This window comes from Pannonibacter phragmitetus (assembly GCF_050510895.1).
Lineage (GTDB): Bacteria > Pseudomonadota > Alphaproteobacteria > Rhizobiales > Stappiaceae > Pannonibacter > Pannonibacter phragmitetus_B.
Genome location: NZ_JBNINT010000001.1, coordinates 802,404 through 819,102 on the forward strand (window position 1 = coordinate 802,404; position 16,699 = coordinate 819,102).

A 16,699-nucleotide genomic window follows, 5' to 3' on the forward strand; every position below is an offset into this window, starting at 1 on the left:
CTTTCATACGCTGGCCATCCTTGCGGTGGCCTGATGCGGCAGGCAGATCTCTGCTGCATTCGTGCACTCTGACAGTTTATCCGGGTTGGTATAAGCCTTTTTCCGTGCGCCGGGTTGTGCACAGGCCTACGATGCTCCAGATCAATGTGGATCACACAGTGTCCCGGTGGCGGAACCATGGCAGAAACAGCAAGGCGGATGCAGCGGCCCGACTGATGACAGACGAAACCCGGCTTTCCACTTCTTCAGGCGCTGCCCGGCCCACTGATGCTCTGGCAGCTCTTATTGCCCGTGCCGGCGGGGGAGATGGAAAAAAGCCGCCGGTAGAGCGCTGGAATCCGCCATTCTGCGGTGACATCGACATGGCTATCCACGAAGATGGCTCCTGGTCCTACATGGGCTCTCCAATCGGCCGTGAGGCGCTGGTCAAACTGTTTGCCTCAGTGCTGCGCCGGGATGATGACGGGTGTCACTATCTTGTGACCCCTGTGGAAAAGGTTCGCATCCGCGTCGCAGATGCCCCGTTCCTTGCTGTCGAGATGCACAGCCTGGGGCAAGGCGACTCACGGACGCTCACGTTCCGGACAAATGTTGGCGATGTGGTGGCTGCGGGGCCGGAAAATCCGCTGCGGTTCCGCCTGGATGAAGAAAATGATGGTCTTGTGCCCTATGTTCTGGTGCGAGGGCGTCTGGAAGCGCGGCTAACACGTCCGCTGCTCTATGATCTTGCGGAGCTGATCGAGGAAAAAGACGGGACGCCGGGTGTGTGGAGCGGCGGCGCGTTCTTCCATCTGCCGGAGGGGGCACTGGGCGGGACTGAACGGGGAGGCGCAGACCAATCATGAGCGTGATGGACGCAATCGGGTCCCGGACCGGACGGACGCCAGGCGCAGCAGATGATCTGTTTTCATTCGAAGGATTCCGCTCCCGCGCGCTGCGGCGCTTGCCCTTCGCCGGTGAGCGTGATACGGGCGACCACGTTCTCAACCCCGATTTGGGTCCCTATGCCAAGTGGGAAGGAGACCCGCGCGAAGCAGCTGTGCTGATTCCTGTTCTTGCCAAGCCGCTGCTTCAAGGGCTGGAGCCGGGCGAAGCCTCGGTGCTTTTCACGCTGCGCACGCCGCATCTCACAGCGCATGGCGGGCAGATCGCCTTTCCCGGCGGGAAGATCGATCCGGAAGACGGAAGCCCGGAAGCTGCAGCCCTTCGCGAGGCGCAGGAGGAAATCGGGCTGGATCCATCGGCTGTTGAGCCCTTTGCCCGGCTGTCACCCTATCTCACAGGATCGGGCTACCGGATTACGCCGGTTGTGGGTCTTGTGCATGAACTGCCGCCGCTGACGGCCAATCCGGGCGAAGTGGCGGATATCTTCGATGTGCCGCTCGGATTTTTGATGCGGCCTGAAAACCATCAGCGTCAAAGCCGGGAATGGCAGGGCCGCCCGCGCTATTTCTATGCCATGCCTTATGAGAGCCGGTATATCTGGGGTGTTACGGCCGGAATCGTGCGCTCGCTTTATGAAACGGTCTATGCCTGATGCTGCGCGTGACACTCACACAAGTTGGAATTTTCCTGCTGCCTTTCCTGGCCTATGCCTTGTGGCTGTGGTTCTCGAAGAAGGCTGAAAAGTCCGAAGCCTGGAATCGGGGGCACATCTTCTGGCTGTTCATCACGGGCGGCGGGCTGGTGATCGTGAGCTTCGTCGTGATGGCCAGCTATGATGACAAGCACGAGGGGCAGACCTACCGGCCTGCGGAATTCCACAATGGTGTACTGACGCCAGGGCGCTATGAGTAGTAGGGCTTCAAACGCGGACGCCGAAAGCGACTGACATCATGACCTTGCCACGCAAGCTGCCCGAAACTGCCGTGCCCTGGCTGCGCGGTGCTGCAATCCAGCGCGTCTTCGCGGCCTTGCAAAAGGACGGCGACGAGGTGCGGGCCGTGGGCGGAGCGGTGCGCAATGCCTTGCTGGGCGAGCCGATCCATGACGTGGACATGTGCACCACAGCCTTGCCGCAGCAGGTGATGGAGCGTGCGGAGGCTTCCGGACTGAAGGCTGTTCCAACCGGCATTGATCATGGCACAGTGACGGTGATCAGTTCCGGCGAGCCCTTTGAGGTGACCACACTGCGTGAGGATGTGGAGACCTTCGGCCGCCACGCGGTGGTGCGTTTTGGACGGGACTGGGCACATGACGCGGCCCGGCGCGACTTCACCATGAATGCGCTTTATTGCGGCGCTGACGGCACGATCCATGACCCGCTCGGCGGGCTGGAGGATTGTCTTGCACGCCGCGTGCGGTTCATCGGCCGGGCGGAAGACCGCATTCGCGAGGACTATCTGCGCATCCTGCGCTTCTTCCGCTTCCATGCCACCTATGGCGCAGGGCCCACAGATGACGAGGGGCTGTCCGCTTCGGTGCGCTTGCGGGATGGGCTCTTGCAGCTTTCGGCGGAGCGGATCGGTGCGGAGATGAAGAAAATCCTCGCCGTCAGAACCTGCCCGCCAGTGATCGCCGTCATGGAGGGGACGGGCATCCTGCCGCTTTTGACGGGCGGTGTGGGCCGCCTTGCCAGCCTTGCCGCGCTTAAGTCGCTCACAGAAGAGGTGCCGGAAGCAGGTTCGCCCATTCTTGCACTCGCCTGTCTTGCCGGGTTTGTGCCCGAAGATGCCGGCCGCATTGCCCGCCGCTGGCGGCTGTCCAACCAGGAGCGCGACGCGATTTTCCGCGCTCTGGAGGGTTCGGCAGCGCTACTGCGTGCTGCCGAACCTGCCGCCGTGCTGAAAGAGAAAATGCTTGCCTGGGGAAGGGAGACCGCGCTCGATGCCCTCATCCTTGCCCATGCCCGCACTCGCTCTGCTGCGCGAAATGAAGCGGATTTCATGGGCTTGCACGGGTTGTGCCGAAGCTGGAAAATCCCGGCCTTTCCAGTGACAGGTCATGACCTCATCACCGCAGGCGTTGCGAAAGGCCCGGCGCTGGGCGCTGCCATGGAACGCCTCCGCAGCCTCTGGGCCGCCTCGGACTACCGGGCAGCCCGCGAGGAGCTTCTTGCTTCTCTTTCGGGCGAGTGAAGCCTCAGGGCCACTTCACCACGGGCGGCATGGAAGAGAGAATGGAGGCGACGTTGCCGCCGGTCTTGAGGCCGAAAATCGTGCCGCGGTCGTAGAGCAGATTATACTCCACATACCGTCCGCGCCGGATCAGCTGCTCCTCGCGTTCTGCCTCTGACCAGGGCTTTTCGAAATTGGCACGCACCAGTTCCGGATAAATGCCAAGGAAGGCAAGGCCCACATCCTTGGTGAAGGCAAAGTCTGCGTCCCAGTCTCCGGAATGCAGATAGTCGTAGAAGATGCCACCGATGCCGCGCGGCTCGTTGCGGTGCTTGAGGAAGAAATACTCGTCGCACCAATCCTTGTAGCGCGGGTAGTCCGCGTTCTTGTGCGGGGCGCAGGCCTCTTCCATGGCCTTGTGGAAGGCGATGGAATCAGCGTCCGTCTGCGTGCGGCGGGCATCCAGCACTGGCGTCAGGTCGGCGCCGCCGCCGAACCACTGGCGCGTCGTCACCACCATGCGCGTGTTCATGTGAACCGCCGGAACATGCGGGTTCTGCGGGTGGGCAATCAGGCTGATGCCCGATGCCCAGAAACGCGGGTCTTCAGAAGCTCCGGGGATCTGCCCCCGGAATTCGGGCGAAAACTCACCGTGGACAGTGGAAACATGCACGCCCACCTTCTCGAACACCCGGCCATGCATCATCGACATGACGCCGCCGCCACCCCTGGCGCCGCTGCTGTCGGTGCGCTCCCAGGGAGTGCGGACAAACCGGCCTGCCGGCTGGTCGGCCAGCGGTCCGCCCTTGGCACCGATCTCGTCCTCCAGATCCTCAAAAGCCTGACAGATCCGGTCGCGCAGGCTGGCGAACCATTCCGGGGCAACCGTCTTCTTGGTTTCGATATCCGCGGGCACGGGTCCGCCGCGTGTGGGCTCGGCTGCCTTGGTCATGGGCGCTCCTTCGTCATCTCTTGTGCCGCCGCTCCGCCGTTCGGGGGGCAGCTTGTTTGGGTTCTTCTTATCAAGCCCCAGCCGCAATTTGCAAAGCGGTGATCTGTTCTGCCGGAGGTCAACGGGATGAGGTTGGAAAGGTTCCGGTCTGGCGCAGGGCCTCGCCCAGCACCATGGAGGCCGAGACCGCCACATTCAAAGAGCGCATGCCTGCCGCCATGGGGATGGTGATCCGCGCATCGGCACCGTCGTGCACGGCGTCAGGCACGCCCGCGCTTTCGCGGCCAAGCAGAAGCATGTCGTCCGGCCGGAAGGCAAAGTCCGTGTAGGGCAGGGTGCTTTTCGTTGTCAGCAGAACAAGCCGCCGCCCGGCAGCCTTGCGTGCGGCCTCGAAGGCGCTCCAGTCGAGGTGGCGGATGAGGGCGGCCCGCTCCAGATAGTCCATTCCGGCGCGCTTGAGGGCACTGTCGGATAGCGGAAAGCCGGCCGGCTCGATCAGATGCACGCGCACATCCAGGCAGGCGGCCATGCGGATCATCGTTCCGGTGTTTTGCGGGATATCCGGCTGGTAGAGGGCAAGATCTGGCATGGCCACGCAGTGCCCGGTTTTCTGCCGTTTGTCCAGCGCTTGGAGCGCATCCATTGAAGCCTGCGGCAAGCCGTTACAGCAATTTAAGCCCCTTGCGGCTGGCCATTCCCGGTGTGGCTGCTAAAACCCTGCCAGGGTGCCCCTCCAAACCGGACGAAGTCCTTGAACAGAATTTTACGCTGCCTTGAAGGCTGGATCGATCCCTTCGTTTCTGCGCCTGCCGGAAAACTACCGGCCACCGCGGGGGCTTATCTGTGGTTTCTCGTGCGTCAGTCGCCCTGGCCCTTCGTGGCCATGCTGGTGCTGGGGGAGCGACAGCTCTGGTGGAAGCGGGGCTCTACAGTTTCATCGGTATTATCGTCGATCTGCTGCAAACCACCCCCAAGGACGAGCTGTTCACACAGAACTGGCCGCTTTTCGCAGGTATGGTTGCCGTTGTTCTTGTGCTGCGCACACTGCTGACCTTCTTCACTGCCGGTGTTGAAGAGCAGACCGTTGTGCCCGGTTTCTATGCCCGTGCGCGCTGGCAGGCGCACCAGCAGATCATGGACCAGAGCATCGCGTTCTTCCACGACGAGTTCGCGGGCCGCATTTCGTCCAAGGTCTGGCAGGCGGGGCAGGCGGCTGGCGAGTTCATGGTCACGCTGCTGCAAGTGGTCTGGTACATCGCGGTCTATGCGCTGGCCACCTTGCTGCTGCTGGGGGAACTGAACTGGCGCCTTGGGGCCGCCATTCTGGTCTGGCTGGCGGTCTTTTCGCTGATTGCCCGCTACTACGTGCCGCGTATCCGCAACAGCTCCAAGGCATCGGCACATGCTGCCTCCGGTGCGACGGGACGGCTGGTCGATACCTACAGCAACATACAGACAGTAAAGCTCTTCAGCTCGCTGGAGAGTGAGCAGGCGGGCGCGCGCGCAATTTTCGAGAGCTACCTCACGGTTCTGAAGCACTTCACACGCCATCTGACCGAAGTGCGTTCGCTGATGTCATTGCTGAGCAGTGTCATGATGGTCAGCATCGGCTGGTTTTCGCTGGTGCTGTGGCAGGATGGCATACTGACGGCGGGTGATGTGGCCGTGTCACTGGGCCTTGCCTTGCGGCTCAATCTTCTGCTGGGCCGGATGCTTGGTCAGCTCAACTCCCTGTTCCGCTCTTTCGGAACGCTTCAGGATAGCGTGGAGATGCTGACACGGCCCGTTGCCGTCACGGACCTGCCAGGCGCTCCGGCGCTTATGGTCAGCTCGGGCGCTATCGTTTTTGACAAGGTCACCTTCCACTATGGCAAGCGCGGTGGCGTGATCGATGATTTGAACTTTGCGGTGAAGGGTGGAGAGAAGATCGGCATCGTTGGCCCCTCGGGAGCGGGCAAGTCGACACTGGCCAGCCTGCTGCTGCGCTTCCATGATGTGGAGAGTGGCCGCATTCTGGTGGATGGTCAGGATATCCGTCAGATATCGCAGGCTTCGCTCAGGGCGCAGATCGGCATGGTGGCGCAGGACACCTCGCTGCTGCATCGTTCCATCCGCGAGAACATTGCCTATGGCCGGCCGGATGCCACCATGGCCATGCTTGAGGAGGCTGCGCGGCAGGCCCATGCGCTGGAGTTCATCCAGAACCTGAAAGACAGCAAGGGCCGCTCCGGCTTCGAGGCGCAGGTGGGTGAGCGGGGCGTGAAACTGTCGGGCGGCCAGCGCCAGCGTATCGCCATCGCGCGCGTGCTTTTGAAGAACGCGCCCATTCTGGTTCTGGATGAGGCGACTTCTGCTCTGGATTCAGAGATCGAGGCTGCCATTCAGGACAATCTGATACCGCTGATGCAGGGCAAGACGGTTCTGGCCATTGCCCACCGGCTTTCCACGATTGCTGCCATGGACCGGCTGATGGTCATGGACGGGGGAAAGATCGTCGAGGAGGGCACTCATGAGGCGCTTCTGGCGCGCGGCGGGCTCTATGCGGATCTCTGGGAGCGCCAGTCCGGCGGGTTTTTGCCTGCTGGAGATGTGATGGCTGTTGAAGGGGAGTGACCGCCTCCTTGCGTGATCCGGCAGACGGCAAGCCACGTAGGATATCCCAGAAAGGGGACTTCCCAATGGGTCAGATTATCACCGCCTACCTTGCCACTGCTGCTGTGTTTCTTGCGATCGATGCGGTGTGGCTTGGAAAAGTGGCAACGCGCTTCTATTTCGACCGCATCGGGCATCTGATGATGGACAAGCCCAATCTTGGCGCTGCAGCGGTTTTCTATCTTCTTTACGTCGGTGGTCTTGTTTTCTTCGCTGTATTGCCTGCATTGAAATCTGAAAGCATCTGGAGCGCAGTGATCTGTGGGGCGGTGCTAGGTTTTATTGCGTATGCAACCTATGACATGACTAACTATGCGACCCTTAGAAACTGGCCGCTCGAGGTGGTTCTGGTAGACATTGCCTGGGGTACACTCCTGAGTGCCGTGTCGGCCGCAGGAGGATATGCCATCACGTATAAGCTGTTGTCCTGAGCGATTTATCTGATTGCGTGAAGAAAATCTTTACGCTCGCTCCCTAGTACTATTCCCCATGGTATCGGACCGAAGAACGTTTCTTCTGACCATCGGGAATGGACATGCACGATAATGTAGGTACGGGCATCCGCCTTTCGATCCTTGGCCGCTTTCTTGTCCTGGTTGTATCGTCGGCCCTGATCATGGTGGCCGGAACGGGCTATGCGTTCTACGTCTTCCGCCAGGCGTTGACTTCGGCTCTGGGTGACCCGTCGCAGGCGCAGGCTTTTCTTGGCCCGCAGGCCTCCAGTCTTCTTGATGGTCTGATCATTGATCAGATGCTGCAGATCGTTCTGGTCTGCTCGCCCATCGGCATTGCCTTCCTGGCGCTTGCCGTGGTGCTGGCACTCGGGGTTGCTCGGCCGCTCAACCGGCTGCAGGATGGCCTTGATCTCTTGTCGGAAGGCCAGCTGGATGTCAGCATTGCAGGCGCCCACAGGTCCGATGAAATCGGTGCTATCGCACGCTCCGTTGTTCAGTTTCGCGAAAAGCTGGCAGCCCGCGCCAAGGAGGAAGTCGAACTCCAGGCGGCCCAGCAGGCGCAGATTGAACAGGAACGCCGGGAACTAATGCGCGATGTTGCGACCGATTTCGAACGCTCGGTCATCAGCGTGGTCGAGGTCCTGACAAGCACGGCAAACGCAGTTGGCGGCAATGCCATGGACCTGCGGCAGGCCGTGGGCAACTCGTCCCGCGCCGTGGATGAAGTCTCCACCGCAACGGCAGAGGCCGGACAGTCGGTGCGTGTCATGTCCCAGTCGGCAGAAGAACTCGCTGTCTCCATCTCCACCATCGGCACCGATGTGGAAAATGCATCACAGATCGCGAGCGCAGCCGTGCTCGAAGCGCGCCAGACCGATGAAATCGTCGGCCGTCTGTCCGAGACGGGGCGCCAGATCGGCGAAGTCGTCGAGCTCATCAGCCAGATCGCCAACCAGACCAATCTTCTCGCCCTGAACGCCACCATCGAGGCGGCGCGTGCGGGCGAAGCGGGCCGCGGCTTTGCCGTGGTGGCAAATGAAGTGAAGGCGCTGGCCGGGCAGACCACCAAGGCGACGGAAGAAATCACCGCGCAGGTTGCCTCCGTGCAGTTTGTGGCAGAGCAGGCGGTCGGGGCGATCCGTTCCATCACGGCGACTATCGAGCAGATCAGTCAGATCTCTGAGGCCGTGCATGGTTCGGTTCAGAGCCAGATGCAGGCAACCGGCGAGATTTCCCGCTCGGTCCATGTGGCCAATGCCAGCACCGAGCGCGTGGGGGGCAACATGAACCGGCTTGCTGAAGCAATGCAGGCGAGCACCTCGGCCACGGACGAGATGCACCGCGCTGCAGGTGAACTGACCAAGCTTTCCAGCAGCCTGCAGACGCAGGTGAGCCAGTTCCTCACCAGCATCCGCGCTGCCTGAGACACGCAATCTGTGGGACGATGACACGCGGCGGATCGATTCCGCCGCGTTTTTTGTCTTCAGGCACATGGTGCATGCCTGAAGACCGGTTTGGGCGGCTGGTCTGACGTCCATCAAGGTCTGGTTGCATTGTTGCCTCATAGCAACAGTTAGAATGTAATGCGTGACCGGATTGCGCTTGAGGTCTTGCGATTTCAAGCAAACAGTTTAGGAAAGTCAGGCGCGTTCTGCCGCGCTGTCTTTGCCGTCAACCGAGCTAACAGAGGAGGGGTATTCATGACCAATACGTCACGTGTCCATATGACCGTAGCCCTTGCTCTCGTGGGCCCGTTTTCCCTCTCCTGCCGCCCGGCAGCCTGAGACGGCGTTTCAAACATTCCAGCTGAATAGCGACTGGCTCCAAGCGTAACCGGAACCTTCCGGTGCTGCGCGTCTTTCATTTGCGCGTTCCGCCAGCCGTGCCTCATCAGTCCGATTCCGTCTGGAGCAGAACCATGTCTGTTCGTTATCCTTTGGATCCTTTCGATCTGCCTTATCCGCCGGACCTGCCGCGTCCGGATGACTTTGCCTCGTCCTTGCCGCGTATGACGCTGTCCTGGCGCCAGCGCCTTGCCCTTGGCGGGGCCGCTTTGGCCATCTTTGCTGCTGCAACGGCAGGTGCCTCTGTGCTTATTTTCCTGCCGGTGCTCCTTGCCGACCTGTGGTCGCTGGAGGCTGTGCGGATTGGCAACGTGGTTCAGAGCGCGGCTCAGTACCGCACGCATCTGATCGAGCTGTTCCTCGGCACGCTGGTGCTTGCAGGTGCGCTGGTCAGCTTTGTCTTTTCGCTGGCCTTTGGTGGCCGCCGTCCCTATTGGCAGCGCCTGAAAATCAGGCAGCCGCGCAATGCGGCCCGCTCTGCGGGTGAGGGTGTAAATCTCTGGAGTTGAACAATGTTTTCCAGATTTGAACGTCTGATAGATCCCTTTGCGGACTTTAAGCTCGATGTGCCGCCAAAGGGATTTGCGGCCTTCTGCTGGTACTATACCAAGCCCCTTTGGCCGTTGCTGGCCGGTGTCGGCGTTCTGGGTGCGATGATCGCGATCTTCCAGGTCACGGTCTTCGCTTTCCTAGGCGATCTGGTCAACTGGCTGGGAGAGGCCGACCGGGCGACGTTCTGGACCGACAACTGGGTGAAGCTCTCGCTTATGGCCGGCGTGGTCCTGCTGTGCCTGCCGTTGACGCAGGCCATGTGGGAGCTGCTGTTCCATCAGGGCGTGATCGGCACCTATCCCATGTCCGTGCGCTGGCGCGTGCACCGCTACCTGCTGCGCCAGAGCATGACTTTCTATCACAACGACTTTGCCGGCCGCATCGCCAACAAGATGATGCAGACGGCACTGGCGGTGCGCGAAGTCGTGACACAGAATCGTCGACATGATGGTCTATGTGCTTGTCTATCTGACCAGCGCGTTGATCGTCATTGGTGACGCCAACCTCTATCTGGCCATTCCGCTGGTGGTCTGGACATTTGCCTATATCGCCGTGCTGCGGGTCTTCATCCCCCGCCTCAAGGCAATTTCACAGAAGCAGGCGGATGCCCGCTCTGTGATGACCGGCCATGTTGTGGATGCCTATACCAACATCGCAACGGTCAAACTCTTCTCCCATGCAAAGCGTGAGGAAGAGTATGCCCGAAACTCGATGATGGGCTTTATGAAGACCGTCTTTGGGCAGATGCGATATGTAACCCTGCTCAACATTTCGCTGAACACGCTGAATACTCTACTGCTGTTCTCAACGGCTGGCCTGTCCATCTTCCTGTGGCAGCATGAGGTGGTCACCACCGGTGATGTGGCGGTGGCGGTGTCGCTTGTCCTGCGCATCCAGGGCATGTCCCAGTGGATTCTGTGGGAGGTTGCGGGTCTGTTCGAAAACGTCGGCACGGTGCAGGATGGCATCGGCACCATTGCGCGTGAGCGTGAGGTGCAGGACGCGCCGGATGCTGCGCCACTGACTGTCACCAAAGGCGAGATCGTCTTCGACAAGGCCTCTTTCCACTATGGCAAGGTCAAGGGTGTCATCGATTCGCTGGATCTGACGATCCGTCCGGGCGAAAAGATCGGACTCATCGGCCGTTCCGGCGCGGGAAAATCCACTCTCGTGAACCTTCTGCTGCGGTTCTATGACCTTGAGAGCGGTTCGATCCGCATCGACGGGCAGGATATCGCCCGTGTCCGGCAGGATGATCTGCGCGCTCATATCGGTGTTGTTACGCAGGATACATCGCTGCTGCACCGGTCCATCTATGAGAACGTCGCCTACGGCAAGCCGGAGGCTCCGGAAGCAGAGGTGATCGAGGCCTTGCGCAAGGCTCATGCACTTGAGTTCGTTCAGGGACTTGAGGACAGGGACGGGCGCAGCGGTCTTCAGGCCCAGGTGGGTGAACGCGGCGTGAAACTGTCCGGTGGACAGCGCCAGCGGATTGCCATCGCGCGGGTTCTGCTGAAAAATGCTCCCATCCTGCTGCTGGACGAGGCCACATCGGCGCTCGACAGCGAGGTGGAGGCAGCCATTCAGGACAGCCTCTTCGACTTGATGGAAGGCAAGACGGTGATTGCCATCGCCCACCGCCTGTCGACCATCGCGGCCATGGACAGACTCATTGTCATGGACAAGGGCCGAATCATCGAAGAGGGGCGTCATGAAGAACTGCTGACCCAGGGCGGCCTCTATGCACAGCTGTGGTCGCATCAGTCTGGCGGATTCTTGCAGTCAGCTGCAGAAGTTTGATCCAGATCAAGCGATCCGGCTTTCAATTGGGGCCTTTTCAGGGCATCAAAAAGGTGATGACGGCATCCCAAGCGGTGCGACATTTAGCGTTCTGGCCCAAGGTCATCTGGACAATGCGGCAGAACGGTGCAAAAAGACCACCGCTTGGTGTGGTGCGGGCGATTGCCGCACCCGTTTGCCGTTAATGCCCGCGCCGGGCAGCCGACCGTTCCGGAGGGGAGGGCGAGGCTGTCTGCCTGTGGGCATTCGGTATACGTTAAACAGGTTTCGAGAGGACGCGACCTTGGCTCATACGGATTCGGCGGAACCGACCCGCCGTGATTTCCTCTACATTGCGACCGGCGCCATGGGCGTTGTGGGCGCGGGCGCTGTCGCCTGGCCCTTCATCGACCAGATGAACCCGGACGCTTCGGCTCTTGCTCTGGCATCTATCGAGGTGGATGTCTCCGCCGTCGAGGTGGGGCAGTCCATCACTGTTAAGTGGCGCGGCAAGCCGGTCTTCATCCGTCAGCGTACGGAAAAGGAGATCGAAGAGGCCAAGGCTGTGCCGCTGTCCGAACTGCCGGATAAACTGGCGCGTAACCTCAACCTGTCCGATTCCGCCGATGCCTCCGACGCGAACCGCGCCGCCGAGGGCAAGGAAGCCTGGCTCGTCATGGTCGGCATCTGCACCCATCTGGGTTGCGTGCCGCTGGGCAATGCAGGCGACTTCGATGGCTGGTTCTGCCCGTGCCATGGTTCGCACTATGACACCGCAGGGCGTATCCGCCGGGGGCCTGCTCCGGAGAACCTCCTCGTACCGCCTTTTGCGTTTGTTGAAGACGCCAAGATCAAGATCGGTTGACCGGTAGACCCCAGGAGACAGCCATGGCTGGACATTCCAATTACGTTCCGCAGAGCGCGGCGGCGAAGTGGCTTGAGAGCCGTCTGCCGGTCATCTCGCTCGTTCGCGGCTCTTTCGTCGATTTCCCGACCCCGAAGAACCTCAATTACTGGTGGACCTTCGGCGGTATTCTCTTCTTCATGCTGATCTCGCAGATCATCACCGGCATCGTGCTGGTGATGCACTACACCCCCAGCACCACGGCAGCCTTCTTCAGCGTTGAGCACATCATGCGTGATGTGAACTTCGGCTGGCTGATCCGCTACCTGCATTCCAATGGCGCGTCGATGTTCTTCATCGCCGTCTACATCCACATCTTCCGCGGACTCTATTACGGCTCCTACAAGGCCCCGCGCGAAATCTCGTGGATCCTGGGTGTGATCATCTTCCTCATCATGATGGGCACCGCCTTCATGGGCTACGTGCTGCCGTGGGGGCAGATGTCCTTCTGGGGCGCGACCGTGATCACCAACCTGTTCTCGGCGATCCCGCTGGTGGGTGAAGCGATCCGCACCTGGCTGTGGGGTGGATTTGCCGTCGATAACCCGACGCTGAACCGCTTCTTCTCGCTGCACTACCTGCTGCCGTTCATGATCTTCGGTGTTGTCATCCTTCACGTGTGGGCCTTCCACACCACGGGCAACAACAACCCGACTGGTGTGCAGCCGAAGTCCGGTCAGGACACGGTTCCGTTCCATCCGTACTACACGGTCAAGGACGCCTTCGCGATTGTCGTGTTCATGATCCTCTTCTCGTGGTTCGTGTTCTATGTGCCGAACTACATGGGTCACCCCGACAACTACATCGAGGCGAATCCGCTGGTGACGCCTGCGCACATCGTTCCGGAATGGTACTTCCTGCCGTTCTACGCGATCCTGCGCGCCGTGCCGGACAAGCTCGGCGGCGTTGTGGCCATGTTCGGCGCCATTGCAGTTCTCTTCGTCCTGCCCTGGCTCGACACGTCCAAGGTCCGCTCGGGTGTCTACCGCCCGCTGTTCAAGCAGTTCTTCTGGATCTTCGCGATCAACGCGGTGGCTCTTGGCTACCTCGGTGCGATGCCGGCTGAAGGTGTGTACGTGATCCTGTCGCGCATCTGCACCGTCTACTACTTCGCCCACTTCCTGGTGATCCTGCCGCTGCTTGGCTTCCTGGAAAAGCCGCTGCCGCTGCCTGCCTCGATCTCCGAAGCAGTTCTTGGTGCCGGCAAGCCGGCCGCTGCTGCTGCAGCGCCCCAGACGAAGTGACGGAAAGGGTCAGGAGTTTTTGAAATGAGCACCATGATCAAGACCGTCCGCGCCCTTGGCGTATCACTGGCTGCGACCGTCGCAGTGGCCCTTGCTTCTCCCGCTTTCGCAGCGGGTGAGGCACCGCACATCCCGCGTGAGCAGTGGTCCTTTGCAGGTCCTTTCGGCACCTTTGACAAGGCACAGCTGCAGCGCGGCTTCAAGGTCTACCGCGAGGTTTGCTCCTCGTGCCACGGCCTGAAGCTCGTGTCCTTCCGCAACCTTGCACAGCCGGGCGGCCCGGGCTTCACCGAAGACCAGGCCAAGGCAATCGCGTCTGAGTATACGGTTCAGGACGGCCCGAATGACGACGGCGACATGTTCGAGCGTCCCGCCATTCTGGCTGACAAGTTCCCCTCTCCGTTCCCGAACGAGCAGGCTGCCCGTGCGTCGAACGGCGGTGCTTATCCGCCGGACTTCTCGCTGATCGCCAAGGCCCGTGCGGCGCACCGGGGCTTCCCCTGGTTCATCTTTGACGCCTTCACCCAGTACAACGAGCAGGGCCCGGACTATATCCATGCGCTTCTCGTCAGCTATGGTGAAGAAGTCCCGGAAGGTGTGGTGGTCCCCGAAGGCAAGCACTACAACCCGGCGTTCCTGAGCGGCACTGCCATCGGCATGGCTCAGCCGATCTCTGACGAGCAGGTGGAATACACCGACGGCACGCCGATGACGGTTGATCAGTATGCCCGTGACGTTTCTGCGTTCCTGATGTGGGCTGCCGAGCCGCATCTGGAAGACCGCAAGAAGATGGGCTTCCGGGTCATCATCTTCCTGATCGTCTTCGCCTCGCTGCTCTACTTCACCAAGAAGAAGCTGTGGCGGAACGTCGAGCACTAAGAGAAGTACTCAGCCGTTTGGTCTGAGTTCTGAAGGGCCGCCCGATGGGGTGGCCCTTTGCATTTTCCGGCGACCTTTCGCGGTTTGACAAGCACCGGCAAACCGGACCTAATCACACGGGTCTGATTTTGGGGGTGGTGATGGCTGAGGCGGTTCTGGGCGTGATTGGCGGGTCGGGGATCTATGATCTGCCGGGCCTCGAGGGGGCAGAGTGGGTCGGCGTCGGCAGCCCTTGGGGCGAGCCCTCCGATGCAGTGCGCATTGGCCAGATCAATGGCCTCAAGGTGGTGTTTCTGCCACGTCACGGCCGCGGCCATCTGCATTCTCCTTCCCAGATCAACTACCGCGCCAATGTTGATGTCATGAAGCGCTGCGGGGTGACTGACCTCGTCTCTGTTTCCGCTTGCGGGTCGCTGAAGGAGGAGTTTGCGCCGGGCACGTTCGTGCTGGTGGAGCAGTTCATCGACCGCACCTTTGCGCGGGAAAAGAGCTTCTTCGGCACGGGCTGCGTGGCACATGTGTCCATGGCCTATCCCGTCAGCCCCCGTCTGGTTGATCATGTTGAAGCGGCAGCTCGGGCTGAGAACCTGCTGTACCGGCGTGGTGGTACCTATCTGGCCATGGAGGGGCCTCAGTTCTCGTCGCTCGCCGAGAGCCACCTCTACAGATCCTGGGGCTGCGATGTGATCGGCATGACCAACATGCCGGAAGCCAAACTCGCCCGCGAGGCAGAGATCTGCTACGCGACGGTGGCCATGGTGACCGACTATGACAGCTGGCACCCGGAGCATGGCGAGGTTGATATCCAGCAGATCATCAAGGTGCTGCATGACAATGCCCACCACGCCCAGCAACTTGTGGCACGCCTTGCCCGTGACCTCCCGCGTGAGCACGAACCTTGCCCCGTCGGCTCGGACACAGCACTTGATTATGCGATCATGACAGCACCAGACCGGCGCGACCCGGCCTTGCTGGCCAAACTGGATGCCGTTGCGGGCCGGGTGCTTTTCGACAGGGGCTGACGGCTGCGGCGGATTGGCCGTGGGCAAGCTGGTTATGCCTTTGCCCGAGGCCAATTCACCTTGATATAAGATCTGGCAAAGGCCCTGCTGCCGGGGCTCTGCCTTCGGCCTTCATGGCCTCTCCAGTTATGACGCCCCAAGAGGACGATATGGACATTCCCAGCGTTTCCGACGAGCTGCTGCAGGCCATCCGCACGATCCCGGATTATCCCAAGCCCGGTATTCTGTTCCGCGACATCACCACGCTTTTGGGCAATGCCCGCGCCTTCCGCCGGGCGGTGGATGCGCTGGTTCAGCCCTGGGCTGGTTCCAAGGTTGAGCAGATTGCCGGCATTGAGGCGCGCGGCTTCATTCTGGGCGGCGCCGTGGCGCATCAGCTGTCTGCCGGCTTTGTGCCGATCCGCAAGAAGGGCAAGCTGCCCTGGCAGACGGTAAGCGTGGCCTATTCGCTGGAATATGGCCTCGACGAGATCGAAATGCACAGCGATGCCATCAACCCCGGTGACAAGGTGATCGTGGTCGATGACCTGATCGCCACGGGAGGCACGGCAGAAGCTGCCTGCAAGCTGCTCCGCGGGCAGGGGGCTGAGATTGTCGCTGCCTGTTTCATCGTTGACCTGCCGGATCTGGGCGGGCGTCAGCGGCTGGAAGCCATGGGCGTGCCGGTGCGCACGCTGCTGTCTTTCCCGGGGCACTGACTATGGCGGGGCAGCACGGGCACGGACCGGATTTTTCCCCTGCCTTCAGGGCTGCCTTTGCCGATCTCCTGCGCTGGCGGCGCGATGTGCGCCGCTTCCGTAAGGACAGTCTGCCGGAGGGCCTGCTGGATGAAGTTCTGGCGCTGGCCGATCTTGCGCCGTCCGTTGGCAACAGCCAGCCCTGGCGGATCGTCAGAGTGGAGAGCCAGGCCCGGCGGGATGCGGTCACGAGGCTGTTCGAGCAGGAAAACAACCGCGCGCTTGCTGCCTATGACGGGGAAAAGGCGGAGCTTTATGCAAGGCTCAAGCTGGCTGGCTTGCGGGAGGCGCCGGTTCAGCTGGCAGTCTTCTGCGATCTGGACCCGGAGCAGGGCCATGGGCTCGGCCGTGCAACGATGCCGCAGACACTTGCCTTTTCCGCCGTTGGCATGGTCCAGTGCCTGTGGCTTGCAGCGCGCATGCATGGCGTCGGGCTCGGCTGGGTGTCGATCATCGATCCGGAGGCCGTGAAGACAACGCTGGACGTGCCTTCCGACTGGGAACTGATCGGCTATCTCTGCCTCGGATTTCCCGAGGAGGAGCATCTGGTGCCGGAACTGGAGCGGGAGGGCTGGCAGGCCCGCACGCCGCTGCAGGCACGTATTCTGACACGTTAGGAGGTT

15 protein-coding genes and 2 pseudogenes are annotated in these 16,699 nt (G+C 61.1%); 15 read left to right on the forward strand and 2 right to left on the reverse strand.

Features of this window, described 5'->3' with window-relative positions; all coding sequences use genetic code 11:
- The first annotated feature begins 215 nt into the window (after positions 1-215).
- The 4 genes from ACQB61_RS03715 to ACQB61_RS03730 are packed head-to-tail and all read left to right on the forward strand — an operon-like array spanning position 216 to position 3,077.
- Entirely contained in the window at positions 216-845 is a 630-nt protein-coding gene (locus ACQB61_RS03715) for a DUF1285 domain-containing protein (RefSeq protein ID WP_430511540.1), read from the forward strand.
- A gap of 5 nt (positions 846-850) precedes the next feature.
- Positions 851-1,537 (forward strand): CoA pyrophosphatase, encoded by a 687-nt coding sequence (locus tag ACQB61_RS03720; protein WP_430514280.1) that lies wholly within the window; start codon positions 851-853, stop codon positions 1,535-1,537.
- Positions 1,537-1,797, forward strand: coding sequence for a DUF6111 family protein (locus tag ACQB61_RS03725; protein WP_430511541.1), 261 nt, complete (start codon positions 1,537-1,539; stop codon positions 1,795-1,797). The genes ACQB61_RS03720 and ACQB61_RS03725 overlap by 1 nt, the downstream gene beginning before the upstream one ends.
- A 38-nt stretch (positions 1,798-1,835) precedes the next feature.
- Positions 1,836-3,077 (forward strand): CCA tRNA nucleotidyltransferase, encoded by a 1,242-nt coding sequence (locus ACQB61_RS03730; RefSeq protein ID WP_430511542.1) that lies wholly within the window; start codon positions 1,836-1,838, stop codon positions 3,075-3,077.
- Positions 3,078-3,081: 4 nt separating this feature from the next.
- On the opposite strand, the gene hemF is transcribed toward ACQB61_RS03730, so the two are convergent.
- Positions 3,082-4,008, reverse strand: coding sequence for an oxygen-dependent coproporphyrinogen oxidase (hemF, locus tag ACQB61_RS03735; RefSeq protein ID WP_430511543.1), 927 nt, complete (start codon positions 4,006-4,008; stop codon positions 3,082-3,084).
- A 118-nt stretch (positions 4,009-4,126) separates the two neighbouring features.
- Positions 4,127-4,597, reverse strand: coding sequence for a tRNA (cytidine(34)-2'-O)-methyltransferase (locus ACQB61_RS03740; RefSeq protein ID WP_430514281.1), 471 nt, complete (start codon positions 4,595-4,597; stop codon positions 4,127-4,129).
- A gap of 162 nt (positions 4,598-4,759) precedes the next feature.
- Between ACQB61_RS03740 and ACQB61_RS03745 the strand changes: the two are divergent.
- The 11 genes and pseudogenes from ACQB61_RS03745 (at position 4,760) to bluB (ending at position 16,693) form a co-directional block, all read left to right on the forward strand.
- Positions 4,760-6,621 (forward strand): annotated as a pseudogene (locus tag ACQB61_RS03745) (ABC transporter ATP-binding protein).
- A 65-nt stretch (positions 6,622-6,686) separates the two neighbouring features.
- On the forward strand, positions 6,687-7,091 hold the full coding sequence (locus ACQB61_RS03750) for a DUF2177 family protein (protein ID WP_430511544.1): 405 nt from the start codon (positions 6,687-6,689) through the stop codon (positions 7,089-7,091).
- A 104-nt stretch (positions 7,092-7,195) separates the two neighbouring features.
- On the forward strand, positions 7,196-8,539 hold the full coding sequence (locus ACQB61_RS03755) for a methyl-accepting chemotaxis protein (RefSeq protein WP_430511545.1): 1,344 nt from the start codon (positions 7,196-7,198) through the stop codon (positions 8,537-8,539).
- A 494-nt stretch (positions 8,540-9,033) separates the two neighbouring features.
- Positions 9,034-9,468 carry a hypothetical protein gene (locus ACQB61_RS03760; RefSeq protein ID WP_430511546.1) on the forward strand — a complete coding sequence of 145 codons (435 nt, stop codon included), beginning with the start codon at positions 9,034-9,036 and terminating at the stop codon, positions 9,466-9,468.
- Between the two features lie 3 nt (positions 9,469-9,471).
- Positions 9,472-11,311, forward strand: a pseudogene (locus tag ACQB61_RS03765) (ABC transporter ATP-binding protein).
- A gap of 283 nt (positions 11,312-11,594) precedes the next feature.
- Positions 11,595-12,155 (forward strand): ubiquinol-cytochrome c reductase iron-sulfur subunit, encoded by a 561-nt coding sequence (gene petA / locus ACQB61_RS03770; protein ID WP_430511547.1) that lies wholly within the window; start codon positions 11,595-11,597, stop codon positions 12,153-12,155.
- Between the two features lie 23 nt (positions 12,156-12,178).
- Complete coding sequence (locus ACQB61_RS03775; RefSeq protein ID WP_430511548.1) at positions 12,179-13,438, forward strand: cytochrome b; 1,260 nt, start codon at positions 12,179-12,181, stop codon at positions 13,436-13,438.
- Between the two features lie 24 nt (positions 13,439-13,462).
- Positions 13,463-14,317 (forward strand): cytochrome c1, encoded by an 855-nt coding sequence (locus tag ACQB61_RS03780; protein ID WP_430511549.1) that lies wholly within the window; start codon positions 13,463-13,465, stop codon positions 14,315-14,317.
- Between the two features lie 140 nt (positions 14,318-14,457).
- Positions 14,458-15,339, forward strand: a complete 882-nt coding sequence (locus ACQB61_RS03785) for an S-methyl-5'-thioadenosine phosphorylase (RefSeq protein WP_430511550.1) — start codon at positions 14,458-14,460, stop codon at positions 15,337-15,339.
- 149 nt (positions 15,340-15,488) lie between these two features.
- Positions 15,489-16,037, forward strand: coding sequence for an adenine phosphoribosyltransferase (locus ACQB61_RS03790; protein WP_334253168.1), 549 nt, complete (start codon positions 15,489-15,491; stop codon positions 16,035-16,037).
- 2 nt (positions 16,038-16,039) lie between these two features.
- Positions 16,040-16,693 carry a 5,6-dimethylbenzimidazole synthase gene (bluB, locus tag ACQB61_RS03795; protein ID WP_430511551.1) on the forward strand — a complete coding sequence of 218 codons (654 nt, stop codon included), beginning with the start codon at positions 16,040-16,042 and terminating at the stop codon, positions 16,691-16,693.
- Positions 16,694-16,699: the final 6 nt, after the last annotated feature.